21 protein-coding genes are annotated in these 25,573 nt (G+C 67.6%); 16 read left to right on the plus strand and 5 right to left on the minus strand.

All coding sequences use genetic code 11. The features are described 5' to 3' along the window. The first annotated feature begins 176 nt into the window (after nt 1-176). The 11 genes from AC3ERS_RS05400 to AC3ERS_RS05450 all read left to right on the plus strand — a co-directional run bounded on the left by AC3ERS_RS05400 (nt 177) and on the right by AC3ERS_RS05450 (nt 8,558). On the plus strand, nt 177-2,243 hold the full coding sequence (locus AC3ERS_RS05400) for a cell envelope integrity TolA family protein (RefSeq protein ID WP_431964092.1): 2,067 nt from the start codon (nt 177-179) through the stop codon (nt 2,241-2,243). A gap of 32 nt (nt 2,244-2,275) precedes the next feature. Next, entirely contained in the window at nt 2,276-3,037 is a 762-nt protein-coding gene (locus AC3ERS_RS05405; protein WP_431964527.1) for an ESX secretion-associated protein EspG, read from the plus strand. 133 nt (nt 3,038-3,170) lie between these two features. Further along, nucleotides 3,171-3,485, plus strand: a complete 315-nt coding sequence (locus tag AC3ERS_RS05410) for a hypothetical protein (protein WP_431964094.1) — start codon at nt 3,171-3,173, stop codon at nt 3,483-3,485. 155 nt (nt 3,486-3,640) lie between these two features. Further along, nucleotides 3,641-3,952: a YbaB/EbfC family nucleoid-associated protein gene (locus AC3ERS_RS05415; protein ID WP_431964096.1), complete on the plus strand. Its 312-nt coding sequence runs from the start codon at nt 3,641-3,643 to the stop codon at nt 3,950-3,952. Nucleotides 3,953-4,077: 125 nt separating this feature from the next. Continuing rightward, nucleotides 4,078-4,419, plus strand: a complete 342-nt coding sequence (locus tag AC3ERS_RS05420; RefSeq protein ID WP_357456008.1) for a type VII secretion target — start codon at nt 4,078-4,080, stop codon at nt 4,417-4,419. Beyond that, nucleotides 4,419-5,774, plus strand: a complete 1,356-nt coding sequence (locus AC3ERS_RS05425) for a hypothetical protein (protein WP_431964098.1) — start codon at nt 4,419-4,421, stop codon at nt 5,772-5,774. Before AC3ERS_RS05420 ends, AC3ERS_RS05425 begins: the two co-directional genes overlap by 1 nt. Nucleotides 5,775-5,786: 12 nt before the next feature. Beyond that, nucleotides 5,787-6,083: a PE domain-containing protein gene (locus tag AC3ERS_RS05430; protein WP_067785091.1), complete on the plus strand. Its 297-nt coding sequence runs from the start codon at nt 5,787-5,789 to the stop codon at nt 6,081-6,083. Nucleotides 6,084-6,100: 17 nt separating this feature from the next. Beyond that, entirely contained in the window at nt 6,101-7,078 is a 978-nt protein-coding gene (locus tag AC3ERS_RS05435) for a PPE domain-containing protein (protein WP_431964101.1), read from the plus strand. 5 nt (nt 7,079-7,083) lie between these two features. Further along, nucleotides 7,084-7,863, plus strand: coding sequence for an ESX secretion-associated protein EspG (locus tag AC3ERS_RS05440; RefSeq protein ID WP_431964103.1), 780 nt, complete (start codon nt 7,084-7,086; stop codon nt 7,861-7,863). 89 nt (nt 7,864-7,952) lie between these two features. Then, entirely contained in the window at nt 7,953-8,252 is a 300-nt protein-coding gene (locus AC3ERS_RS05445) for a WXG100 family type VII secretion target (RefSeq protein ID WP_068056992.1), read from the plus strand. Nucleotides 8,253-8,276: 24 nt separating this feature from the next. Next, nucleotides 8,277-8,558: a hypothetical protein gene (locus AC3ERS_RS05450; protein ID WP_068056994.1), complete on the plus strand. Its 282-nt coding sequence runs from the start codon at nt 8,277-8,279 to the stop codon at nt 8,556-8,558. A 64-nt stretch (nt 8,559-8,622) separates the two neighbouring features. Here AC3ERS_RS05450 and eccE read toward each other — a convergent pair whose 3' ends face one another. Continuing rightward, nucleotides 8,623-10,398 carry a type VII secretion protein EccE gene (eccE, locus tag AC3ERS_RS05455; protein ID WP_431964106.1) on the minus strand — a complete coding sequence of 592 codons (1,776 nt, stop codon included), beginning with the start codon at nt 10,396-10,398 and terminating at the stop codon, nt 8,623-8,625. A 153-nt stretch (nt 10,399-10,551) separates the two neighbouring features. On the opposite strand from eccE, the gene eccB reads away from it, so the two are divergent. Then, a complete protein-coding gene (gene eccB, locus AC3ERS_RS05460; protein ID WP_431964108.1) occupies nt 10,552-11,997 on the plus strand; it encodes a type VII secretion protein EccB in 1,446 nt (481 codons plus the stop codon). 60 nt (nt 11,998-12,057) lie between these two features. Here the strand turns inward: eccB and eccA are convergent, their stop codons facing one another. Then, nucleotides 12,058-13,875: a type VII secretion AAA-ATPase EccA gene (eccA, locus tag AC3ERS_RS05465; RefSeq protein ID WP_431964110.1), complete on the minus strand. Its 1,818-nt coding sequence runs from the start codon at nt 13,873-13,875 to the stop codon at nt 12,058-12,060. Nucleotides 13,876-14,010: 135 nt separating this feature from the next. On the opposite strand from eccA, the gene eccD reads away from it, so the two are divergent. The 3 genes from eccD to eccCa are packed head-to-tail and all read left to right on the plus strand — an operon-like array spanning nt 14,011 to nt 21,037. Then, nucleotides 14,011-15,489, plus strand: a complete 1,479-nt coding sequence (eccD, locus tag AC3ERS_RS05470) for a type VII secretion integral membrane protein EccD (RefSeq protein ID WP_431964112.1) — start codon at nt 14,011-14,013, stop codon at nt 15,487-15,489. Nucleotide 15,490: 1 nt separating this feature from the next. Continuing rightward, nucleotides 15,491-16,915 (plus strand): type VII secretion-associated serine protease mycosin, encoded by a 1,425-nt coding sequence (gene mycP, locus AC3ERS_RS05475; RefSeq protein ID WP_431964114.1) that lies wholly within the window; start codon nt 15,491-15,493, stop codon nt 16,913-16,915. A gap of 3 nt (nt 16,916-16,918) precedes the next feature. Further along, nucleotides 16,919-21,037, plus strand: coding sequence for a type VII secretion protein EccCa (gene eccCa / locus AC3ERS_RS05480; protein ID WP_431964116.1), 4,119 nt, complete (start codon nt 16,919-16,921; stop codon nt 21,035-21,037). Between the two features lie 81 nt (nt 21,038-21,118). On the opposite strand, the gene AC3ERS_RS05485 is transcribed toward eccCa, so the two are convergent. Then, on the minus strand, nt 21,119-21,748 hold the full coding sequence (locus AC3ERS_RS05485) for a GNAT family N-acetyltransferase (RefSeq protein WP_431964118.1): 630 nt from the start codon (nt 21,746-21,748) through the stop codon (nt 21,119-21,121). Next, entirely contained in the window at nt 21,745-22,554 is an 810-nt protein-coding gene (locus AC3ERS_RS05490) for a GntR family transcriptional regulator (protein ID WP_431964120.1), read from the minus strand. Before AC3ERS_RS05490 ends, AC3ERS_RS05485 begins: the two co-directional genes overlap by 4 nt. Nucleotides 22,555-22,917: 363 nt before the next feature. Between AC3ERS_RS05490 and AC3ERS_RS05495 the strand changes: the two genes are divergently transcribed. Further along, nucleotides 22,918-23,229: a DUF4254 domain-containing protein gene (locus AC3ERS_RS05495; RefSeq protein WP_245668422.1), complete on the plus strand. Its 312-nt coding sequence runs from the start codon at nt 22,918-22,920 to the stop codon at nt 23,227-23,229. 127 nt (nt 23,230-23,356) lie between these two features. Here the strand turns inward: AC3ERS_RS05495 and AC3ERS_RS05500 are convergent, their stop codons facing one another. Then, nucleotides 23,357-24,847 (minus strand): MinD/ParA family ATP-binding protein, encoded by a 1,491-nt coding sequence (locus AC3ERS_RS05500; protein WP_431964529.1) that lies wholly within the window; start codon nt 24,845-24,847, stop codon nt 23,357-23,359. Nucleotides 24,848-25,573 lie beyond the last annotated feature (726 nt).

Raw genomic sequence — 25,573 nt, forward strand, 5'->3', positions numbered from 1 at the left:
TCGGATAGCAACGAACGAGCGATAATGTGCGAACCGCTCGGACCTCTTGCGTTGCTTGGGCTTACGGGTCGTCCGTATATGTTCGGGCAGTGATTCCGTGACAAGATGGACGTAAGACGGCACACGGGCGCACGTGACAGTCCCGGAGTTTCGGAGATAGTCAAGGAGTACGAGGCATGCCACCTAAGGAAGATGACGGCGGGGGCTCGGGACCTTCGATCCCGGAGCTCCCGCTACCCAACAATCCCTGGCCGGACATCAAAAAACGTGCGGGTGACGCGGGTTGGATCAAGTTCGATCCGCAGGCGGCGATCGCTGTGGGGCAGGCGATCTCGGATCTCCAATGGAAGTTGTTCTCCCTGTGGGGGAATGCCACGGCAGTCTCGTCCATGATCGACCTGTCCACGCCCGCCATATCCTCGGGTCCGGAGCTCGCCAAGGTGTTCGGTAAGCAGGGCCAGGAGATGTATCGCATCCTCGGCGCGCACCACAAGATCCTCGATGACATGCTCGACTCCGTCGTTGCGGCGGGCAAGAACATGGCCAAAACCGAGGAGGGCAACGTAGAGGATCTCCTCCGTCAGTTGGACGGGATTACGACCCCACTCCAAGACACGCACTACGCCGACGGAAAGGCTCCGGGTGCCCTCACGCAGCGCGAGGGTGATCACGGCAAATATCGCAAAGGGTGGAATTATGATGAAGACGGGATGCCGACCACCCGAAAAAAGGCGGCTAGTGACTATGAGAGTGGATTTCATGTAAAGGATAACCGGAAGCAGCCGGATATCAAGGGCACTCGGAACGCGGGTATCGGGGAAGTCCAAAATAAACCTTGGGCTACTCTTTATGCGAACCGGCAGTACCTGGAGGGTGGCGTCGTCGCGGATATGGTCGCCGATGATGCTGCTGAATGGGAGCATATCGGAAAAAAAATCCAAGAGTGGAGTGTGGAGTTTGGTAACAAGATTGTCAATCACCTGAACCCGGCTGCGGGGGAAAAGGTCTGGGAGGGTGAAGGTGCACAGGCGATCAAAACTGCCCTGAACAACTATCGCCTCTCCCTCGAACCGCTCGCGACATCCGCCGCACAGCACCATTCCCTGCTCGAGCACGTCTCGCAGTTCCTACAGGATACTCACTATTGGGCCCCGCCCTACAAGACGGAAGATGAAGACCCCACTTACTGGTTGACCGACCGGCAGCAGATGTTCGGCGAAACCTATGTGCGCGGTGTCAATTTCACGTCCAAGAGTATTCCGAACCTTGTTTACCCGACGGATGCGTTCAAGGACGTCCCGCCGATCTACGATCCCCGGGATACGAACAAAGACGGCAAGATCGATGACAAGGAAAAAATCCCGGGGGACACGAACAACGACGGCAAGCTCTCCGAGGAAGAAAAGCAGGCGCTGGCGAAAACCCAAGCCGGCGGTCCTGGCGGCCCCGGTCCCGGTCCTGGCGGCCCCGGTCCTGCCAGAGCCAAGGCAGGCCCCGGCCCCGGTCCCGGTTTGACCGCGGAGCAGAAGAAGGCACAGGCGAACGCAGCGGACGAGCAGCGGAAGGCCGCGCAGTTCGCCGAGCAACAGCGCAAAGACGCGGCCCGGCGCGCGAACGAACAAGAGGCCTACGAGAAGACGCAGCGGGCCGCCAACGAGCGCCGACAGGCCGAGGCCGAGCAGCGCGCCAAGGACGCGGCCGCGGAGCAAGAGGCCTACCAGAAGCAGCAGCGGGCGCAAGCCGCTGCGAAGGAAGCCACGTCGGCGGCGCAGCAGGCCGCTCAGCAAGGTTTGCAGGCCGCGCAGCAGGCTGTGCAGGAAGCCCTCCAGGGTGGCCAGAAGGGTGCGACCGAGGCGCTGGCGGCCGCGCAGCAAGCCGCGCAGAACGCGTTGGCCAACGGGATGCCGAAGGTGGGCGACCTGGCGTCGAAACTCGGCGGCCCCGGGCCTGGCCCCGGCTCCCTGGCAAAGGGATTGGGTCTGACCGAAGCCGCGAAGCTGTTCCCCCGCGCGGGCGCCGCCACGGCGGCGACCGCCGCCGGAACAGGTCTCGGCTCGCTCGGCCGGGCCGGGGCAGCCATGCAGGCGACGCCCGGTTCCCCCGGCCCCGCCGGTGCGGCGGGTCAGGGTGCGGGCCAGGGTCAGCAGAACTACAAGCGCCCTGCCTACCTCGAATCCGACCAGCACCTGGACGAACTGCTCGGTGAGGCGCCGAAGGTGGTCAGGCCGGTGGTCGAACAGTGAGTCGCACTTGGAAATTCACCGACACCGAGTTCATGGCCCTGTGGTCACGGTCCGGGGGCACGATTCTCCCGCATCCGTTCACCTACATCTGTGAAATGCAGACCACCGATGAATACGAACGTGCGTTGCACCTTGTTCGGGAACGGTGGCGGGGCACGGACGATCGGGTGCTCGATGAGATTTCCGAGGCCGTGTTGCAACCGGATATCGCTCTCGAAGTGCGCGGATTCGACGAGCGGGAGTACGAGCGCGCGGAAGGCTGGGTCCGGGTGCTCGCGGTCCGGCGTGGCGACCGCGGGTACGTGCTGAAGCAGGTGACCGGCAAGACCTTCGAGCACGCCGCCGGTTTCACCGTCACCGAATGCGAGCCGCTGGCGCTGGCCGACGCGGTGGTGGCTGAACTGCCGAAGGTCGAACCGGGAAAACAGGGCAGTATCAAGTTGCCGGTGCCCAAGAGTGAAGAAATGGTCGACACGAGTAGTTCCGGCCTGTGGGACGACCCCTACGGCGGCGGCTCCACCCCGGTGTCCGGGGAACGGTTCGAAAAGACGGTCGCGGCGTCGCGCGGGGTGGTGCGCGTGAGCCAGGGTTATTCGGTGTACGGTCCGCGCGGGCGGCTCACCCTCGAGCTCAAATGGCGGGATCTGCCCGATGACGGCAGATATCTGATCGCTCCGGACCTGCCGCCGGTCGCGCAACCCGTCGACGAAAAGAAGTTTGTGATCATGATCAACAAGGAGATCGCGAAGGTCGTCCAGACCATCAAGGACGAGAGACTTTCGCACCGTGCCTGATTCGGCTCGATACGCCTGACCACGTTGATCAACGCCGAGATCGCCGAGGTGGTCCGTGCGATCGAGGACGAACCGGTATGGACCCCGGCGGCGGGAACATACACTGAGCGACAAGCGATGAGGGGTTGATGCGATGTCCACAGCGGCGAACATCAGCGGCACGATTTCGGTGCGGACCACCGAACAGGGCCTGCCGCTGGCTATTTCGGTGGAAGCGGATGAGCTGCGGCGGGATCCGGCCGAGCTGGCGAATCAGATCATGCGGTTGTGCAGGCAGGCGGCGAACCGGGCCGGGCTGGCGCGGCGGGAGGAGTTGCAGGCGGCGGGGTTGACCAATCAACAGCTCGCGCTGACCGGGCTGCCGAAGCCAGAGGATGTCGCGGCGCAGGAGTGGGTCGAGGAAGAAGAGTACGACGAAGAGCCGCAGAGCTGGTTGAGGGAAGCCTGACATGAGCGAACGCAGAGAGCGAATCATGTGCCAGTGTGCGGTACGCATGCTGGAGCCGAGCGTCAGCGAGGTGGAGGCATGAGCGAACGCAGAGAGCGAATCATGTGCCAGTGTGCGGTACGCATGCCGGAGCCGAGCGCCAGCGAGGCGCAGGCATGAGTACCAACCCGGTGATGGACGAGATCGAGGCGCGGGCGCAGCGGGCGCTGAACCGGTTGCGCGATCTCGGCGACGAGATGGCGAAGGTGCGCGCGCAGGAGTCGTCGGAGGACGGTGCGGTGACCGTCGAGGTCGACGGCAGCGGAGCCTTGCGGGACATGCGATTCACCAGTGCGGTGTCGCGAATGTCACCCGGTGAATTCGAGCAGGCGGTGGTTTCCACGGCGCATCGCGCGGCGGCCGAAGCCATGGGGCGGATGGGTGAGCTCATCACCGAGTTCAATGAAGAATCCGCAGCTCAGACCTAGTGGCCGCACCAAATATTTACTCTCCCTTAAGGTTTTCCACCCGAATATTTACTGCGCGACTCATCCTGTGATCCGGTATATTCGGTCTGGACCTTCCAATCATTTTCGCGCAGAGGGTGTTTCCGATGCCTAACGGTTTTGACATCAATCCCTGGCCGCATGTGGCCGCCGAACCTGACGCGATTCGGGCCTACGCGGACACGGCTGCGGCGTGTGCCGCCAGCGTGGCGAGCGCCGGTTCGGTGAACCAGGCGGCCACCATGGCCGCGGCCATCCCGGTGTTCGGTTTGATCGGCCAGGATTTCCTCGCCTCCTTCGCGGTGGCGCAGGCCAATCACCTCACCTCGGTCGCTGAACTGGCCTACGTGCACGGCATGACGGCGCTGACCTGCCAGCAGGCCGCCACCGAATACCAAGTGACGGACGGGCTCTCGGGCTCCGATATCGACGCGGTCGGTCGCGCCTGATGTCGGAGCTGGTCGATCAGTCGGTATTGGACATGCTGCGCCAGAGCGCGGTGGGTCCGATGTTGGACCGGCCGGTGAACGATGTCCTGAAGGACATGGGCCTGCCGCAGCTGCCCGAAATTCCGCTGCTGCCACCGATTCCGGGCCTGCCGCCGCTGCCGGTGATCGACCTGTCCCTGCTGGCAAAGCCGCTGACCGATCTGGCCGCCACCTTCGGCACCGGCCAATTCCCGGCTCCCGCACCGGCCGCCGCGCCGGTGGCCAATGGTGATCCGGCCGCGCAGCCCGCGGCGAATCCGGCCGCCGCGCCCGTCGTCGATCCGACCGAGGTACTGAGTCAGGTCTCCAGCGTCGTCTCGACGGTGGTGCAGCTGGGCAGCACGGCGCTCACCATGGCGATGCAACTGTGGCAGAGTCAGGCCGCGGCCGCCGCCGAGGAAAAAGGCAAAGAGGCGCAGAAGGACGGCGGCAAGATCGCCACCCAGGCCGCGCAGGAGTCGGCAGGCGTCGCCTCAGCCGCGACCTCGGTCGCCATCGGCGGCGCGACGATGGCGGCCATCATCGCCAAGTACATGGCACAGGTCGCCGCCTCCGCGCCGTTCCTCTCGACCCCGGGTGGCCAGGCCTTCCTGGTCGCCTCGACCGTCGAGACGATGGCCGAGGCCACGGCGACGGTGGCGAAGACGCGCGGCGAAATGACCGTGCACAGCGCGGAGATGACGGCCACGGGCCAGAAGGTGCCGGTCACCGATGCCCCCAAGGGCATGGACCAGATGCAGATGCTGAGCATGCTGATGCAGATGATCCCCACGCTGACCACCGCGGTGAAGTCCGGCATGGAATCGGCTGTCTCGCTGCACAAGACATTGAACCCGGTGGCCTCCACCAACCCGGCACTGGAAAAGGACAAGGCCGAGCAGGCGGAGCTGGGCAAGAGTGCCGCCAAGCCCGGTGCGGGCGGCGGCGGTTTCGGTGGTGGCGGCGGTGCCGTGGCCGCCGCGGCGCGCCAGCTCAGCCCGTGGGTCGACGGTCGCACGGTCGGCAATCTGGGCGCGGCAGGCGCGAACGGCGTCGGCAACCCGGCCTCGGCGATGCAGGCCGGCGCCAGTTCGGCGGCCCGCAGCAACACCACGGCGGCCACCTCGCCGGGCGGCATGATGCCGATGTCGCCGGCGGCCGCCGCGGGCATGGGCCGTGGCGCGGAGGACGCCGCGAACGGCTTGCGCGGCGAACTGGTGTCCGCCTCGCACGGCAACGAGGTGGTGGGCGATATCGAAGGCGCCTCGCTGCCCGTCGTCGGCGCGGCCAACGCCGATGGACTCAACGAACCGCCGGACCAGGCACTCACTCTCTGATAGGAGGACGGCATGGAATTCGATCGCGCCGGGGCAATCAAGTCTGCCACCGCACTCGACGCCCTCGCGGACCGGCTGGAAGCCGATCTGAAGGCCAACACGCCCGCCCTGGCCGTGGAAGCCGCTGGGCTGGACGAAGTTTCACAGCGTGCCGCGCAGACCCTGCGCGGGGTGGCCGCCTCCTACGACGAAGCCGCGACCGCAGGCGTTCTCGAACTACGCAAACTGGCCGCCGCGCTGCGCTCGCAGTCGCAGTCGCTAGTGGTGATGGATACCGAGAACGCCGCTGGTCTCGGGGCGTCGGCCTAGCGCGAGGCGGGGGACATATGGTCGAACCGCCGATCCCTGGTTTCACCGGCGTGGTCTGGGAAGCCAGGCCCACGGAGAAACTCGCCCAGGATCTGACTACCGGTCGCGGCGCGGCGCCGATGGCCGAAGCGGCCCAGGCGTGGACTCGCCTTGGCGTGAGTTTCGGCGCCGCCGTGCCCGAATACGACCAGATCGTCAAGGCCATCGGCGAATCGTGGCGTTCGGAGACGAGCCCGGAGATCCTGGACCGGATCACCACACTGCGGGAGTGGCTGCTGGAGGCGGCCGGTTCCGCGGCCCAGAACGCCACCAAGACCGGCTCGCAAGCGCTGGCCTACGAGGTGGCCAGGCTGGCCATGCCGCACGTCGCCGAGATCGCCGCCCTGGAAGAGGCAAAGAAGTCGGTGGAGGCGATCGGCGCCGGGTTGGGTGCGCCCCTGGTGGGCGCGGCCGCCGATATCGACGCCGAACAGGATCTGGCCAAGGTCAACGCGGCCCGGGTCATGCGTGTCTACGAAGAGGCGACCAAGCCGCTGGAGACGCCGTGGACGCAGACCACGCCACCGGTCATCGCCAATAGTGCTGCGCTGGAGGCCGAGCGGGCCGCGTCCGAGGTGCGTCCCACAGCCGTGCCCACGACCGCCTTGCCGACCTCGTTCGCTGCGGCGTTCGCCCGGGCCACACCGCCGCCGCGGGCGAAGACGGCGTTCACCACGCAGGCCGTGGCCGCCGCCGGGACCGCCGAACCGACCCCGCTGCCCGTGGAAACGACTCCGGTGGCCGGAGATTCGTCGTCGGCGAGCCGCATGGGCGCCCCGGCCGCGATGGCGCCCGCAGCCGCCGTGCAGGACGACGACCGTACCCTGCGGGCCGGCGCCGCCTCCGCGCAGCCGGACAAGCCGTTCGAGGTCGACGCCGGATTCGCCGCTGCCCCAGCGGTAATCGGCGGCGCCGCCGAACCCGCACCGAAGGCGACCGCACCGGGGGCGCCATGACGACGATGACCAACGATGGACTCCTGGCGGTGTCCGACCTGCTCGGCGTGCAGACCCTGCCGCTGGTGCTGGGGGTCGGACCGCAGCAGGATTCGGTCGATGCCTGGCAGGCCGCGCGCGACCAGGCGATCGCCGACCTGCGCGCCGCCGGGTTGGTCAACGCCTACGACGATGTCGCCGCCGACCTGACCGACGCGCTGTTCATCCTGGCCAACCCGGAGCGTGAGCTCGCGGCCCGGATCTACACGGAGTCGGGGATTCGACAGGTCTGCGTGGCGCGCAAGGGAGCTCAGCACGCGCTGGCCACCCGCACCGGCGACACCTTCGACGTGGGCACCATCTGGTGCGACGGCGGCGGACAAGCGCTGGCGCGGCCGGTGCTCGAAGCGCTGGGCCGCGCCCCGGCCGCCGATATCCCGAGCATCAGCGCCCCGGTCGAAGATCTGCGCGAAAGACTGGACGAGGCAACGAGATCCAGCGACTACTCCGATATCTTCTACGCCCGCGGTGTGGCCGAACGCGATGCCATCGAGTTCGGGCTGGCCATGTCCAGCTGCCACGCGCACGCCGAGATCGTCGCCTACGCCTACGACGACGGCATCACGACCAGAACGTCCGGAGCGGTAGCGGTTTACGACACCTCGCGGGGTCGTATCGCCGCCAGCCCCGGCGCTGCGCCGGACCTGCGGGTCTGGTCGACCTTCACCCCGGGAACCGATCACCGGATCGCCCAGGCGATCTCGGCGCTGATCGAAACCTTGCCCGGAGGAAGGTGGATGCCCTAGTTAACGCATCGGAACTCACGAACCGACCGAACCACCGCGGCCCCTGCGCAGCGGAAAACCAAGTACCCACCGACATGATGAGGTGAACAATGTCCGGACAGACCAGTTATACAGAGGCCGAAGCTGCTGCGGTCGTCGACGAATACATGCAGGCCGTCGAGGGCATCAAGAAGACCATCTCGGCCGTGCAGGAAACCTTCGACGCGGCCCGCTCGGGCTGGGAGGGTGACGCCGCCGTTGCGGGACAGAAGGCTTCCACCGCTTGGCAGGAGGAGACCACCCGTATCAACACCAAGATCGACGAGATGAATCAGACCATCTCCGAGGGCAACACGACCCTCGGCAACGTCGATCCGGAAAACGTGGACGCCCTGACCAACCTGATCTGACACACCACTCGAAAGGAGACGGCCATGAAGTACACCAAACAGGTCCACGACCAGCTGATCAGCGAAATGGACCAGTACTACAAGGATCTCGACGGCTACAAGGACGCCTTCGTCGCCGCCAAGGACAAGCTGGTCACCAAGGGTTGGGAAGAGAGCGAGGCGCTGGAGTCCTTCACCGTGAAGGCCAACTCCCTGCTCGAGGAGCTCAACGACACCCACACCAAGATGCAGGCCCTGCGCAACGCCATCGACGGCGCGTTCAACAACGCGTTCGCCGCTGACAAGAAGGTCTACAACTCCTTCTGATCCGGGTTGGCAACGAGAAAGCCCCGGTCACCCTTGCGGGTGGCCGGGGCTTTCCGGTACTCGGTTAGCGGGCGGCGGCCAAAGCCGTGTGCAAGTACTGCATCTCGTCCGGTGTCGCCACCATGTGCACGCGGGTGGTCACACCTGCCGTGCGCACGGTGACGAGGTTGGCGGTCTCCGGGTCCTCGGCGAGGGTGACGTCGGGGTCGAAGTGGTCCTCCATGGTCGCCGGGGCATTGCGGAGCAGCACGGTGGTGGCGTCGGAGTGGTGTCCCGTCGGCGGAATGCCGTCGTAGACGATCACAGTGGCGGAGCGGTGCGCGCTGGCCTGCTGCCCGGCCGCGGACCAGGCCGCGATGGTCAGCGACTGGGGCACACCCACGTCGGCGGCCATCTGCCGCCACGCGTCGTGACGGTTGGTGTGCACCACGACCGAGGCGCCGAGCGCGATGGCGCGCAGGATCATCTGCTGGGCGACCAGCAGCGACCCGATCACCTCCACGCGCCGCACCTGGTGCCCGACCAGGGGCAGGGCCACGCCCTGTCCGGAGGTGTCGGCGCCGATCAGCTGCCCGCAGCCTGCGATCGGCATCGGCAGTGTGAGCAGCGAATCCGGCTTGCCCAGATAGGTTTCCGGGGTGAACTGACGGCCACGCTGTGCGATCGGCAGCGTGTACAGCAGGGCGCGGAACTGCTTGCCCGGCAGCGGAACCAGGCCCTCGGCCTTGACTACGGCGGGCTTGTCCGGGGTATCGAAGCGCACCACCGCGGTCACTTCGATGCCCGCGGCACCGGGTGTGGCGGCCTGGTCGCGCGGTGACTGTGCCGCGGCGCGCTGAAGACGCATGGTGACGGTGGTCGCCAGCGTCGGAGTGGACCACACTGCGGCGAAGCCCTGCGGTCCCAAAGCTTCCGGCGCCATCCGGTAGGTGGTGTAGTGCACGCCGTCGCGTTCCACGCTGTGCGGTGTCTCGGTGAACTCCTCCAGCGGCGTGTGCCGGGTGAGCTGGTTGACCGCGGCGGTGATCTCGGCGGCCGACAGCACTACCGTGGAGATGCCGTGGGCGGCAAGCCGATTTGCCACCCGCTGGGTCGCCACGATGGCCGTGCGCAGCGTGCCGGTGGCGCCGCCGCCGCGCCGCGCCACCGCGGGGGCATTGCCCAGCGGGTCCAGCCGCAGCACCACCCACACCGTGCGGTGCGCCACCGCGGGCAGCCGACCCAGGATCTGCTCGTAGAGATGCGAGACCCGGCCGGGCCCGGCGGTGCGGGCGCCGGTGCTGATCACGTCGATGGAGGCCAGCTCGATGTCGAACTGGTCGAGGCAGTGCGCGATCTCGGGCAGCGGCATCATGTCGTCGGAGATCAGCGACTGCGGGCTCAGCAGCGTCACCGTGCGCGGATGCGCCTCCACGCGCAGCATGATGAGCAATCGCGAGCCGTCCCAGCGCATTCCATAGGCGCCGCCTTCGGGTAGCGGTACGTCGAACGGCGCCTGATCAACGGTTGCCGAACGATTGCGGAACGCGCGCCAACGGAAGGTGATTTCTTCGTCCAGCCAGCCTGCCGGCGACTTGCGGCGCGGCAGTGGTGTCAGCCCGAGCACGAGGACACCGGCACATACTCCGGCCGCGACCCACACGGAGGCATCGAAGATCACCGCGACCAGTGAGGCCGCGACCGCGACGAGCGCCACCGGAATCACCCAGCGTAGCGGCAGAATTCGGAACAGCCAGAAGTACGAGGAGCGCAGGGGAGCGGGGGCAGGCTCAGCCGACGGGACGGGTGAACTCTGCGGCGCGGTGTCGCGATTTTCGCCGTCGGCTGTGGTGGAACCCATGCGGACATAATGGACCGAATTCGCTCGGCTTCGCTACCGGGGACGGCAGGCGGCGGAGCTTGCGTAGTCGGCGGGGTGGGTAGGTAGGTACTGTAAGCCGTGCCGGGTGAAATGCTCGGTCCGTTGTACCCCGCGTCAGTTCGGAGGCGTTTCGTGCCCGCACAGTTGACTACAAAGGCGCAAGTCAACGGTTACCGGTTTCTGCTGAAAAGGTACGAGCACGCGCTGATTCGGCGCGATGTCCGGATGCTGCACGATCCGATGCGCTCGCAGTTCCGCTCGCTGGTCGTCGGCGCGGTGCTCGGCATCCTGGTGGTCGCCGGTGCGGCGATCCTGGCGTTCCTGCGCCCCGTGGGCGCGATCGGCGACGCGACCATCGTGATGGGCAAGGAGACCGGCGCGCTCTACGTGATCGTCGACGGCACGCTGCATCCGGCGCTGAACCTGGCTTCCGCCCGCCTGATCGTTGCCAGCAACGAAAAACCCACCTCCGTCAAGGAATCCAAGCTGACGATGCCGCGCGGCCCGATGGTGGGCATTCCCGGCGTTCCGGCCACCCTGCCCGGCGCGGCCTCGCCGGACTCCGTCTGGAGCCTGTGCGATGCGGTGGAGCTGTCCGCGGCAGGCAGCGCCGCCCGCTCCGCAGGCGCCACGTCCACGGTCGTCGCAGGCGCGCTCGACTCGAGCGAGCCGAACACCGCCCGCCCGCTGCGCGACAACGAGGCGCTGCTGGTGACCCGCGGCGGCAAGACCTTCCTGATGTTCGACGGCAAACGCGCCGAAGTGGATCCGAACGATTCGGTGATCTCGCGCTCGCTGGGCATGCGGGAGTACAACCCGCGTCCGGTCAGCGCGGGCATGCTCAACTCCGCCACCCAGGTCCCCGCGATCGTCCCGCCGAAGATCGATCGGCTCGGCGAACCCGGCCCCGGTCGCTTGCAGGGCGTGCCGATCGGCGGCGTGATCCGCGTGCAGCGGGTCGACTCCGAAGAGCTGTACGTGGTGCTCGCCGACGGCGTGCAGCGGCTGACGCCGTTCTCCGCCGAGGTGATCCGCAACGCGAACTCCCAGGAGATGAACGAGATCATCTCGGTGCCGCCGGACCGGTTGGTTGGCGTGCCCGTGGTGAGCCCGCTGCCGGTGGACAAGTTCCCCGGGCCGGTCCCGACCATCCTCACTCCCGAGCAGAACAAGGTCAGCTGCATCCAGTGGGCCAAGAAGGACTCCGATCCGGCCGCCACGATCACGCTGCTCGCCGGACGTGAACTGCCGCTGCCGAAGTCGGCCAAGGTGGTGGATCTGGCCACCGGCGACGGCACCGGCGACCGCATCGACCATGCTTACATCCCTCCGAACTCGGGGGAGTACCTCCAGATGACCGGCATGTCGCCGGACAGCGTCCGCCTGGGCAGCCTGTTCTACATCTCCGACAACGGGATTCGCTACGGCATACCGGATCAGGAGACGGCCACCCTGCTCGGCCTGGCCGACAAGCCGCGGCCCGCACCGTGGCCGATCATCGGCCAGCTGGTGCCTGGGCCGACGCTCTCGCGCGAGGAAGCGCTCGTCAGCTACGACATCCTGCCGACCACCAACTGACGTGCCCCGCACAGCAGTACGGCTGGCGAGAACTCGCGGCCGTACTGCTGTGTCCGGATATCAGCGCAGCGTGGCCAGCACGTTGTCCAGCGCGTTCTGCATATCGTCCGACTCGATCCGCATCAGCACCGATTCGTCGACGGCGCTCAGATCCAGGTTGATGTCATTGGCCAGCCGGAACTCCCGCTCCTCCTCGGCCGCCTCGATCACATTGCGGATGAACCGGCCGTTACCGGCCATGTCGATGCCGCGCCGGATCTCACCGCTCTGATCCGTGGCCTCCTTGCGGTAGAGCTCACCGCAGGCGGCGATCAGCAGCGCCTGTGCGTCGTCGGCCAGTTCCGAATCCCGTTTCCGCGCAATGAAACGGCCGATATCGCCGAGCTCCTCCGGCGAGTAGGAATCGAACTTCACCCGCTTGGCGAAGCGGGACGCCAGACCGTCGTTGGAGGCCAGGAATCGGTCGATCTCGCCGTCGTATCCGGCGATGATCACCACCAGGCGATCGCGGTCGTTCTCCATTCGCGCGAGCAGCGTATCGACGGCTTCGCGACCGAACGCGTCACCGCCGGACAGGCCGGTTTGAATCAGCGTGTAGGCCTCGTCGATGAACAGCACACCGTCCATCGCGCTATCGATCAACTTGTTCGTCTTGATCGCGGTACTGCCCAAATGCTGGCCGACGAAATCGGAACGTTTGGCTTCGATCAACTTGTCGGTCTTGAGAATTCCTAAGCCACAGTAAATTTTTGCCACCACGCGGGCAACGGTGGTCTTACCGGTACCCGGCGGTCCGGTGAATGCCAGATGTTGGCCACGGGATCCGCTCGCCATTCCTTTTTCGGCACGGATCCGCGCTAGCTGAGCGGTTGCCTGCAACTTCGCAACCTGCATTTTCACGCCGGCGAGACCGATCTGCTCGTCGAGTTCGGCGCGCGCCTTCTCCAGGATCAGCTTGGCCTTGTCGTCGCGCTCCTCCTGGCCCATCTGTTCCAGCGTCGGCGCCGAGGCCGGATCCCACTTGTTGGTGCGCGCGTCGATGACCTCCTTGGTGGTCACCGTGATCCGGTACTTGCGGTCGCGCATGGCCATGGTGTTGGCCTCGAAACCCGGTGCCTCGGAGAACACCTTCTCGAACAGCGCCTGCGCCTTCTCCTCCTCGCCTGTCTCGCGCAGGGCGAGTCCGCGGCAGAAGCGGGCAGTGGTCGCCGCGGCCGGAATCGGGCCCTGCTCCGCGGCTTCCATGCGGCGGATCGCCTCGCCGAACAAACCCAGCTGGGCACAGGCGGTGCCGACCATGACGTGGGCGCCCGCGGCCAGGTAGGGATCCTCCCAGTCCGCCGAACCGGCCAGCACGGTCATCACATCGGGCCAGCGCTGCGTGGTGAAGTGCAACACGCCACGGACGTAGGCGCAGATCCGGTCGTCGATCTCGCGATCCGACGAGGAGACCTGTGCGGACCGGTGTTTGGCCAGTTCGTCGAGGACCTTCTCGGCTTCGTCGTAGTCGCCCTCGGTGATCAGCTGCGTGGCCTGCGCGAGCCAGATCTCGGCATAGCTGGCCAGCGGGTAATCGATGTACTGCCCGATGGTGAAGCGGCCCGCCAGCGCTCGCGGTTGCAGGCCGAGCCTGCGCTGCTCCCGGAAGAGCGTCGAGGTGCTGGTCTTGAAGAGGTTGAAGATCACCTCACGGGTGTGCTCGCCCGCGGCCGCGCGCCCGAGCCAAGCGTCGCACATACCGGGATCCCATTCGGTGGCGCGCTGGAAGGCTAGCTGAGCGTATTCCAGATCGCGGGCAGATTCCTGTCCGTCGATCACAATGCCCAAGGACAAGACACCAGCGTCGAATGCGCGTTGTGCCTGGCGGTTGCCGGTCATGTGGGTTTGCCCCTAAAAACGAACGGACGTGCTGTTCCTCGCCAAGCATAGCTGCTGCGAGGGAGGGACTTCTCCGTTAAGTTGAGTACGTTGCATGGCGTTGAAGTGTGTTCTAGGTAGGGAGTCGTCCGAGCTGTGACCGATCCGTCTAGCAGCGCTGTGGCTGCCGTTGCTCCGGAGTTGTGCCGAGTCTCGGTGATCGGCGGCAATACCCAGTTGGACTTGGGTTTGCCTGCCACAGTTCCGATCGCGGCGTTTATCGCCGACGTGGTGGAGCTGATCGAATCGCGCAATCCCGATCTCACCGAGCACGAGGACGGGGCACCGCTGCAAACGCAGCATTGGACACTGGCCCGGATCGGCCGCGACCCCATCCCGGCAAACCAATCGCTCACCGAGGCCGAGGTTTTCGATGGTGAGTTGCTGGTATTGCGCTCGGTGTCCGCCAAGGAGCCACCGGCGCTGTTCGACGACGTGATCGACGCCGTCTCCAAGCTGACCGCGACCTCGTTCCGGCACTGGTCGCCGCTGTCGGCGCGCTGGCTCGGTCTGTCCATGGGCCTGCTCGCGGTGCTGGCCGGGATCTACCTGCTCGCGGTGGCCAAACTCGACGGTGCCGGTGCCGCAGTGGGTTTCATCGGCCTCGGCGCCGGACTGATCGCCGGTGGCGCGGCCGTGCTCGTCGCCCGCCGGTATCAGGCCGAAGCGTCCTTGCCGGTGATCATGCTGTCGCTGTACGCGCTGCTGCTGATCTTCGCGGGCACCGCACTGTTCGTGCCCAACGCCTTCGGCAGTCCGCACGCGATGTTCGCCTGTGTCGCAACGCTGACCGCGGCCGCGGTCCTCTACAGCCTGGCCCGGGTCGGGGCGACCATGTTCACCACGGTCATCACTCTCGCGCTGTTCGGCGGCGTGGCCGCGATGGTGCGGATGGTCTGGGATCCCGCGCTGTCCAAGATCGCCGCCGGCGTGCTGGTCGGTGCGCTCATCGTGATCACCCTGGTGCCGCGCCTGGCCGTGGCGGCCGCACGGCTTCCGGTGCCGCCGGTGCCGACCGCCGGCGCCGCCATCGACCCCGCCGACCACGAACCCCGTCCCACCGTCAAGGACATCGGCGCCATCGGCGCCACTGCGCTACCCTCGGCCGCCGGTCTCGAGCATCGAGCCCGCGCGGCCAACGAATACCAGTCCGGCATGATCATCGGCTGCACCGTCGCCGCCGTGATCGGCGTGGTGCTGGCCGCGGATCCGCTCGGCGCGGCCCGCTGGCAGGGCATCACCCTGGGCGTTGTGGTCTCGATCATCCTGTGCCTGCGCGGGCGCGCGTTCGCCGACCTGGTGCAGGCTTGCACGCTGATCGCCGGTGGCGCGATCGCGTTGATCGCGCTGGGCATCGGTGCCGGGCTCGGTGAGGAGAACTGGCTGCTGCCGATCGCCGGCATGCTGCTCGTCGTGGCCACGGCCGCGGTGGTCTTCGGTGTGATCGGGCCGCACACCGAGATGTCGCCACCCATGCGCCGCACCGGTGAGATCTTCGAATACCTCTTGATCTGCACCATCATTCCGCTGGTGCTGTGGATCATGGACATCTACTCGGCCGCCCGGAACATCTGACATGGCACCGCTCCTACGGCGGCTGCTGCGGGCGGTGACGATGGCGGCGGTGCTCGCGCTCGCCACCGGAACACCCACGCCCGCACTGGCGATCGCGCCGCCGAAGATCGACGACGGCGCACTCGGGGCCGTGCTCGGCCTGGCCGCAGGCGCTAGACCGCCGGACGAGACCGAACAGGCCAAGGTCTGCGCCGAACCCACGCTCCAGGGCGGGGTGCCCCGCGATCCGCCACTGGCGCAGCGGATCCTCGGTTTGGCCGAGGCGTGGCAGTTCAGTCGCGGCGCGGGTCAGAAGGTCGCCGTCATCGATACCGGCGTGAACCGGCACTGGCGCCTGCCCGCGCTCCAGGCGGGCGGCGACTTCGTCTCCACCACCGACGGCACCGTCGACTGCGACGGCCACGGCACCTTCGTGGCCGGGATCATCGCCGCTCAGCCCAGCCTGGAGGACGGATTCTCCGGTGTCGCACCGGAAGCCGAGATCCTGGCCATCCGCCAGCTCAGCTCGGCCTACGAGGCCAAGGACCGCAATCGCCGGGAGGAGCCGGGCGTGATCACGCGCGAAGGCTACGGCACGGTCAACACCCTGGCCGCCGGTATCGTCCGCGCGGTCGACATGGGCGCCACGGTGATCAACATCTCCGAGGTGGCGTGCATGGCTGCGAGCGCGGGCGCTGCCGACGGCGCCTTGGGCGCCGCCGTGAAATACGCCTACGACCGCAATGTGGTCGTTGTCGCCGCGGCCGGAAACATCATGCAGGGCACTGCCTGTGAGAAGCAGAACGACCGCTCGGGCTGGTCGGCGGTGAGCACCGCGGTCACTCCGGCCTGGTTCACGCCCTATGTGCTGTCGGTCGCCTCGGTGGATCCCGCGGGCATGGTCTCACCGTTCTCGCTGCACGGCCCGTGGGTCGGCGTCGCCGCGCCGGGGCGCGAGATCGTCTCCCTGGACAGCAAGCCGGGTGGCGCGGGCCTGGTCAACGCCACCCAGACCGACGAGGGCTACTCCACCATCGACGGCACCAGCTTCTCCAGCGCCTACGTCTCCGGACTGGCCGCGCTGGTCCGGTCGCGCTTCCCGGAACTGACCGCCGCCGAGGTGATCGATCGAATCAAGCTGACCGCGCAGGCACCGGACAACGGACGCAACGACAAGGTCGGGCACGGCCTGATCGATCCACTGGCCGCGCTCACCGCGCAACTGCCGCAGAAGCCGGTCACCGTCGGCTCCGATATACCGCGCAAGATCGCCGGGCCGTCCCCGCCGCCGTACGTCGACCCGGCCCCGCGCCAGGTCGCCACGATCGGCTCGATCACGCTGCTCGCCCTGCTCGGGCTCGGCTACGCCGCTTCGATCCCGTTCCGGCGGGGTAAGCAGGTGAGTGTGGATCCGGGTGCGGAGCAACACACCCGAGAGGGGTTGTAGGACATGGCAACCGAAGGTTTCGTGCGCCGCCCGCGGATCGCGCCGCCACGTCCGCCGGGCGGTGAGGTCGCGTTGTCCGCGCCGCCGGAACTCGATCGTCCCGTCGTCGGCAATCTGCTGATGAAGCTGATGCCGGTGGTCATGGTGGTCGCCGTGGTCGGCATGATCGCGATGATGGTCATGATGGGCCGCAACCTGCTGGCCAACCCGTTCATGATGATGTTCCCGATGATGATGCTGATGTCGATGTTCGGCATGATGGCGGGCATGCGCGGCGGCGGCGGGCCGAAGAAGGCCGCCGAGCTCAACGAGGAACGCAAGGACTACTTCCGCTACCTCGATCAGGTCCGCAAGGATGTGCGCAAGACCGGCAATCAGCAGCTGGCGGCGCTGCGGTGGAGTCATCCCGAACCCAGCGACCTGCAATCGGTGATCGGCAGCCGCCGGATGTGGGAACGCAGGCCCAACGACCCCGATTTCGGGCACGTGCGGGTCGGCGTGGGCAGCCACCGCCTGGCCACCAAGCTGGCCCGGCCCGAGACCGGTCCGCTGGAAGACCTGGAGCCGGTGTCCACCGTCGCCTTGCGCCGGTTCGTGCGCACCCACTCGGTGGTGCACGGCCTGCCCACCGCCATCTCGCTGCGCGCGTTCCCCGCCATCAACGTCGAAGGCGACCGTGCGGCCGCGCTCACGCTGGTGCGCTCGATGCTGATGGAGTTCACCACCTTCCACGGCCCCGACCACACCGCGGTCGCCATCATCTGCGCCGACCCCGACGGCCCGGCTTGGTCCTGGGCGAAATGGCTACCGCACCTGCAACATCCGGTGGACCGCGACGGTGTGGGCTCGGCCCGGATGATGTACCGCTCGCTGGCCGAACTGGAGACCTCCATGTCGGCCGAGCTGGTCGAGCGCGGTCGGTTCATGCGTAACGCGCAGCCGACAGCGGGCCGGATCCATCTGCTGGTGATCATCGACGACGGCTACGTCAGCGGTTCCGAACGCGTCGTCAGCGACGCGGGCCTGGACTCGGTGACCGTGCTCGACCTGACCGCACCGCAGAGCGGTCTTGCGGTGCGCCGCGGTCTGCAACTGGTCGTCACCGACGACGGCATGGTGGCCGCGAAATCCGCAGCGGGCGTGGAGAAATTCGCCACCGCCGACCAGGTGACCCGCGCCGAGGCGACCGCGCTGGCCCGGGATCTGGCGCGCTTCCGCGTCGCGACCGCCGCCCAGATGGTGAGCCTGGGTGACGAGACCCGGGCCGATCCCGGCCTGATGGCGCTGCTGAAGATCACCGACGCCGCCCAGATCGATCCCGGGGTGGTGTGGCGCCCGCGCAGCGACCGGGAACGGCTGCGGGTGCCGATCGGCGTCACCCCCGACGGTACGCCGGTCGAGATCGACATCAAGGAGTCCGCCGAGAACGGCATGGGTCCGCACGGATTGTGCATCGGCGCAACGGGTTCGGGTAAGTCGGAGTTCCTGCGCACGCTGGTGCTGTCCATGGTGACCACGCACTCGCCCGATCTGCTGAACCTGGTCCTGGTCGACTTCAAGGGTGGCGCGACCTTCCTCGGCCTGGACTCGCTGCCGCACGTCTCCGCGGTCATCACCAACCTCGAGGAGGAACTCGCCCTCGTCGACCGCATGAAGGACGCCCTCTCCGGTGAGATGACCCGGCGCCAGGAGCTGCTGCGCGCGGCAGGCAACTTCGCCAATGTCACCGAATACGAGAAGGCTCGCGCCGCGGGCGCCAACCTGGATCCGCTGCCCGCGCTGTTCGTGGTGGTCGACGAGTTCTCCGAACTGCTCTCGCAGAAACCGGATTTCGCGGACCTGTTCGTGATGATCGGCCGCCTGGGCCGCTCGCTGCGTGTGCATCTGCTGCTGGCTTCGCAGCGTCTGGAGGAGAACAAGCTGCGCGGTCTGGACTCGCATCTGTCCTACCGGATCGGCCTGCGTACCTTCTCCGCCAACGAGTCCCGGGCGGTGCTCGGCATCACCGACGCCTACCACCTGCCCAGCGTGCCGGGCTCCGGCTACCTCAAGAGCGACGCCGACGATCCGCTGCGCTTCAACGCCAGTTACGTATCCGGGCCGTATGTTTCGCCGCGCAGTACCCGGCAGGTGGACGGCAAGACCGTCGGCGGGCAGTCGCCTGCGGTGTTCACCGCGGCGCCGGTGGCGCTGCCGGAGATCGTCGAGCCCGCGCGGGGGGCCGTGCCGAGTGGCAGGCCCGAGCTGCCGCCGCCGCCCGGACGGATGGGACTACCCGAATTGCCGCCGCCGCCAGGGCAACTCGTGGGTGAGGAAGAGGGCGAGGAGCGGACCCCGGTGCCGGTTGCCGAGGCCGTTCCCGCGACGCTGCTGACCACCGTCGTCGATCGCCTGCGCGGCCACGGCCGCCCGGCGCACGAGGTATGGCTGCCGCCACTGGACGAGTCGCCGTCGGTCGACATGTTGCTGCCCGACCCGGACTGGCGCTCGCCGGTCAACCGGCACGGTCAGCTGTGGTTGCCGCTGGGTGTCATCGACAAGCCCTACGAGCAGCGCCGCGACGTGCTGATCGTGGATCTGTCCGCAGCGCAGGGCAATGTCGCGGTCGTCGGTGGTCCGCAGTCGGGTAAGTCGACCACCCTGCGCACCATCATCATGGCCGCGGCCGCCACTCATACACCCGAGCAGGTGCAGTTCTACTGTCTCGACTTCGGTGGTGGCACACTCTCCGGTTTGGCGGGGATACCGCATGTCGGTGCCGTCGCGGGTCGCATGGAAGTCGATCGAATCCGCCGCACCATCGCGGAGGTCACCGGCATCCTGCGCCACCGTGAGGAGCTGTTCCGCGAGCTGGGCATCGACTCCATCGTCGAATTCCGCAGGCGGAAAGCGCTGCTGGCGGAGAAGTCGCCGACGGAGCGGCAAGCCGACCCGCTCGCTCAGGATCTGCACGGTGACGTCTTTCTCGTCATCGACGGCTGGCCCACCATCCGCGCCGATTACGACACGCTGGAACCGCAGCTCAATGCCATCGCCGCACAGGGTCTTTCCTATGGTGTCCACCTGATCGTCTCCACCACCCGGTGGCCGGAGATCCGCCCGCAGATCAAGGACCTCATCGGTACCCGCATCGAGCTCCGCCTCGGTGACCCGTCCGACTCCGAGATGGACCGGCGTACCGCGGTGCTCGTGCCCACCGGGCGTCCGGGCCGTGGTCTCACCGCGCAGAAGCTGCATCTGCTGGTCGCGTTGCCGCGCTTGGACTCCGACTCCGATCCGCGCACCCTGTCCGAGGGAATCGGCATCGCCAAGCAGCAGCTCAACGAGCTCTACACCGGCCGGAACGCGCCCGAGGTCCGGATGCTGCCGATGGAGCTCTCGCGCGAGGCCGTGGTCGCGGAGGCAGCGCGGCGGGGCATCCAGCAGAGCAAGACGCTTGCCGTCATCGGCATCGGCGAGACCGACCTGCAGCCGATCGCCATGGATTTCGCGGTGCAGCCGCACTTCTACAGCTTCTGCGATGTGGAGTGCGGTAAGACCACGCTGCTGCGCAATATCGTCGCAGGCGTCACTGAGAACTCCACCTCCGAGGAAGCCCGCGTCATCCTGATCGACTACCGGCGCACCATGCTCGGAGTGCTGGAAGGGGCGCAGCTGGCCGGATACTCGACCTCCGCGCAGACGTCTTTCGGGATGATCAAGGAAGTCGCGAACTACCTCCAGAAGCGGATCCCGGGCAATGACATCACGCCACAGCAGTTGCGCGAACGCAGCTGGTGGACCGGGCCCGAGATCTATGTCGTCGTCGACGATTACGAGATGGTGGTCTCCGGTGGGCGCAACCCGCTGGAGCCGCTGATCGAGTTCCTGCCGCAGGCACGCGACATCGGTTTGCACGTGGTGATCAGCCGCCGCGCCGGCGGCGCCGGCCGGGCCATGTACGACAAGGTGCTCGGCACGCTCAAGGAAATGGGTGTGGACGCGCTGCTGATGAGCGCGCCCAAGGACGAGGGCAAGATCATCGGCGACATCCGCGCCGCCAAGCTGCCGCCCGGTCGTGGCACGCTGGTTACTCGCGGCGGCAACGAGATGATCCAGGTGGCGTACCTGCCGCAGCTGTAGGGCGTACCTTCGGCCGTGCGCGGGCTGAGGGCGGAGTACGTCCGGCTCTGCCGCTTCGCGCGTCGCTCCGGCGCTGCCTGCTCAGTTCGGCAGCGCCGGGGGAGCGAGGATGGCGTCCGTCGGAGGGTCCAGCCTGGGCGCCGCCGACGGCAGACCCGCGGCGGGGATGGCGAGCGTCTGCTCGAAATCCCAGCTGTCGGTGCGTCGTTCGAACAGGGCGCGGGAGGGGCCGCGTGCGATCGGTCCCGCGATGCGCGCCATGTGGAAGCCCGCTCTGCGGTAGTAGTCGTGCAGGTCGGCGTTGGTCGTCCAGGCGTCGAGGCGGACCCAGTCGCGGTCCCGTTTCCTGGCCAGCTGCCCGGCCTGCGCGAGCAGGCGATGGCCGAGACGCTGTCCGGCGAAACGCAGGTCGACGATCATGAAGTGCACGACCACCGCGTCGGCGAGCTCCCATTGCGACCACAGTCCGGGGTCGGCGCGCTCGTTGACGGTGATGGTGCCCGCCGGTTCGCCGTCCACCTCGGCGATCCAGGTCTCGCCCGCGTCGAGCGATCGGCCGACCGCGCGGGCGAAGATCTCGATGGGCAGGCCGCGGCCGGCGACCGTCCACTGATCGGAGCCACGGGCGGTGAGCCAAGCGGTGCGCTGGACGCGCAGGCGGCAGATCAAGCCGAGATCGCCGAGGGTGGCCTCGCGGAGAACGGTAGTCATAGCAACGAGATACCTGGCCTGTACGACTCGCTCAAAATCTGCCGGATCACCGCGGTGCCCTCGGCGTCGCCGAGCTCGTACGCCAAGCGGTTGCGTGTGGCGATGGAGCGCTGTCGCGTCGCCCGGGTTATCCGGCTGTGGTCCGCCCCGATCCGCAGATGGTCGAGCAGGATCGTTCCGGTCGCGACGCCGAGCACGATCGCCTCCTCGGCGCTGGCGGGTCGCGCGACCAGCGTGTCGCGGTGAGCGGTTTCGGGATAGCCGCGGTCGGCCATCCGGCGGGTGGTGCCCTCGGGGATGTCGTGCGGTGAATCGATGCCGGTCGCCTCGGCCAGGTCGCGGGGATAGAAACTGACCTCCCACGACCACGGTTCGTTGTCCAGGTACTGCACGACGGTGCGGGCGAGCACCCAGGTGTCCTCCGCCACGCCGAGCCACTGCGCCACCTGCGCCGTCGCGGGTTCCATCCGCGCGCTGAACTCCTTGGTGGGCACCCGATCCGCGGCGCGGGCGATCTCCTCGAAGATGTCGTGCGGCGACTTGGGCCGGTCGCGACGGATGTGATCGGTCATCACCGACTCGAGCACTTCCTGGTTTCGGACGATCGTGCCGCGGGAAGTAGCTGTATAGACGAGATTTTCGGCGACAAGTACTTGAATGGCATTGCGGGCCGTGGTGATCGAAACCTGCATCTGCTCGGCCAGCTCGGTGTGACTCGGAAGTCGATCGCCCGGTTTCCATTTGCCTGCGCGGATCTCCTCGCGGAGGAGGTCTGCGATCCGGTGATACGTCGGACCGTCCGCCATCTTGCTCCTCGGTTGGTCGTGCAGGTAACGAAGTGTACTCTTCGTGACTCCCTACGGCCGGGTAACGCTTGACAGGTGCCTTCAGAGGTTTATTGTAATGAACGTCCTGATCCGGTGTTGTGCGGCGATGAACGGCGAGGCAACGTGGCAGGTTCGGATTCATCAACGATTGTGATGGCAGTTCCCGGCACACCCCGGTGTGTCGATTCGGCAGTGCAGTCCGTGTCTTCCGGGCTACTGCCCACTTCGGATCTACTTGTTCGGGCGTGTCGCGGGCATCGGGTCGTAGGTGGCCCCCTGCTCTGGTTCGCCCGTGATCTGGCGGTATTACACGAGCGGCGACTTGTCGGTCGTGGTGGATCGGTGAACACCGATCCCACTCATATTCTCGAAAACGAACGGCGCCGAAGCGAATTGGTCATGGCCATCGACGACTGGGTGACGCGCAGCGTGCCCCAGCATCGGCTCGGCGCTACTTTGCACACCGAGACTGTCGGCGCGGTGATCGATCGGCTCGCGGAGTCCTCGGTGCGTGCGCACCACGCACTGATGACGCTCGACGCGCACGACGAGCTATTGCACTGCGCCTGGCACCACCTCGCCGAATTGGCGGACGCCTACGACGACCTGGTCCGCGACGTGCTCGCGGGTCGGAGGCGGCTGCCCGAGTGGTGAGGTGGTTCGTTCGGTCGGGTGTCGTCACCCCTCCTCGGTACCCGACCGGCGAACCTCTTTGGCACACAGTGTTTGTCGAGCTGCGTGGTCGAACTGCTCGGTCCAACCGTTCGGTCGACCGCAGCGCTCAGCTGTGGAAGCGGCGGTGGTCGACGCTGAACTCGTCGGCGACCGTCGCGGCGAGTTCCACGTAGGCGCGCTTGGCCTGCTTGCTGAGCCGGTGCAGATCGATCTCGGCGCCCTCCGAGAGGTGCGCGTCATACGGGATGATGTGCACCGCGCGGCAGCGGGACAGGAAGTACTCGCGCAGCTGCTGCACGCCGACATTCGGTGAACCCTCGCGTGGCAGGTTGATCACCACGACGGCGTTGCGCACCAAGTGATCGTGGCCGTGCAGGGACAGCCAGTCCAGCGTCGCCGCGGCGCTGCGGGCGCCGTCGATCGCCGCCGAGGAAATCAGCACCAGCGAATGCGCCAGGTCCAGGACACCGGCCATCGCCGAGTGCATCAGACCGGTGCCGCAGTCGGTGAGGATGATGTTGTAGTAGCGCTGCAGGATTCGAGCGACCGCCCGGTACTCTTCGTCGTTGAACGCTTCCGACGCCGCCGGATCCCGTTCGCTGGCAAGCACTTCCAGTCGGCTGGTGGCCTGCGAGGTGTGCCTGCGCACGTCCGAGTAGCGCTCGATCGACGGATCGAGCAGCAGGTCGCGCACCGTCGACCGGGTCTGCAGCGGCACGCGCTGGGAGAGCGTGCCGAAGTCCGGGTTGGCGTCGACCGCGATCACCCGGTCGCCGCGGACGGAGGCGAAGATCGATCCCAGACCCATGGTGGTGGTCGTCTTCCCGACGCCGCCCTTCAGCGAGAGCACCGCGATGCGGTAGTCGCCGCGGACCGGCTGCCTGATCCTGGCCACCAGTTCCTGGAGCCGTAGCTCCTCGGCCGACATGCCGGGATTGATCGCGCCGCCGGACATGTGGTGCACGGCCTTGCGCCAACCACTGCCCGGCGACTTCTTCGCGCGGCGCAAGGGAACGTCGTCCAGCGAGGGCTGGCCCTGCTGGGGCTGACGCGGACCGCCCTGCGGCTGCTGGCCCCAGCTCTCACCGGCCGGTCCGTGCTGCGGCCGACCCCAGCTCTCGCCCGTGGGGCCCTGCGGGGGCGCGGGAGGTTGCGCGCCCTGGTTCCACGAAGGCGGTGCGGGTGGCTGCTGATCGGCGGCCGGTGGCGCGACGAAGCCGGGCGGGTTGTTCGCGGGCTCAACCGTTCCCGGCCCGGACTGCGTCGGATATCCCGGCTCGCCGGGCCGGCGATCGCCGGGGATGTGATAGGCGTTCGCGTCGGGGCCGGGGGCCGGAGCGTAACCACCCTGACGCTGGTCGGCATAGCCGTAGCCGGGCTGCGGGCCGTTCGGCGGGGCCGGCGGCTGGGTACCGTATCCGGCCTGCGTCCACGGCATTTCGCCGCCGGGGGCCTGGCCGCCCTGCTGTGCGAAGACGCCGGGATCCCGGCGCACCTCGCCGGGAGCGGGCTGATCGCTGACCGGAGCCCGGTGTCCGCCCTGGGCCGGACCCGGTGCGCCCCACGGACGCTCGCTCGGTTGGGGTTCCGCGGACAGTCGATGCCTGCCGCCTCCCGCGAACTCAGCGTCTTCGGCTGGGCCCGTGGTGTTGCGCGTGGACTCGTCGCCCTGGCCTTGTCCGACCGCCGCCGGTCCGTACACGGAGTCGTCGGGGCGCGAAGGGATTCCGCCTTCGCTCCGCTCGTCCGTGGAGGAGCTCGGAGCCGCCTCGTCGCCGACCGGCCGGGCCTCGGAGTTCGGACGCTCGGCGCCGTTCACCGGATCGACGGCAGCGGACGTGCCGCTCGCGTGCGCGACGGGTGAGGGCTCGCCCGATCGACCGATGTCGCTCGCCGACGCCGGTGTCTGCTGCGCGGCGGGCGAAGTCGCTTGCGCCTCGGACTGTTCGGCGAAATTCGCGGGTGGCGGGGGAAGCTCAGGGCGGGCGCTCGGCTGGTGTTGTTCGGGGCCGTCGAGCCAGGAGGGTGGCGCGTCGCTCGACGGCGTAGCCCCCTCGGGCGTGCGTGGCACGCGGCGTTGCTCCGCGGGAGATCCGACCGGGCCCGGCGACGCGGCCGCGCTCGGACCTGCGAGCCACGGTGGGGCCGCGTCGAATTCGGACGCCGCGCGGTCCGCGTCGGCTGCGGCGGGGTTGTGGTCCTGCACCGTCGATGCGGAGCCCTGACCCGTGTCCGCCTGAGCGGGAGTGTGATTCACCGCTGCCGGAGGGACGACGGGGTCCCCGGCCGGAATGCGGCGCTCGGCAGGCGAGTCGGCCACGTG

This window comes from Nocardia sp. bgisy134 (genome assembly GCF_057708325.1).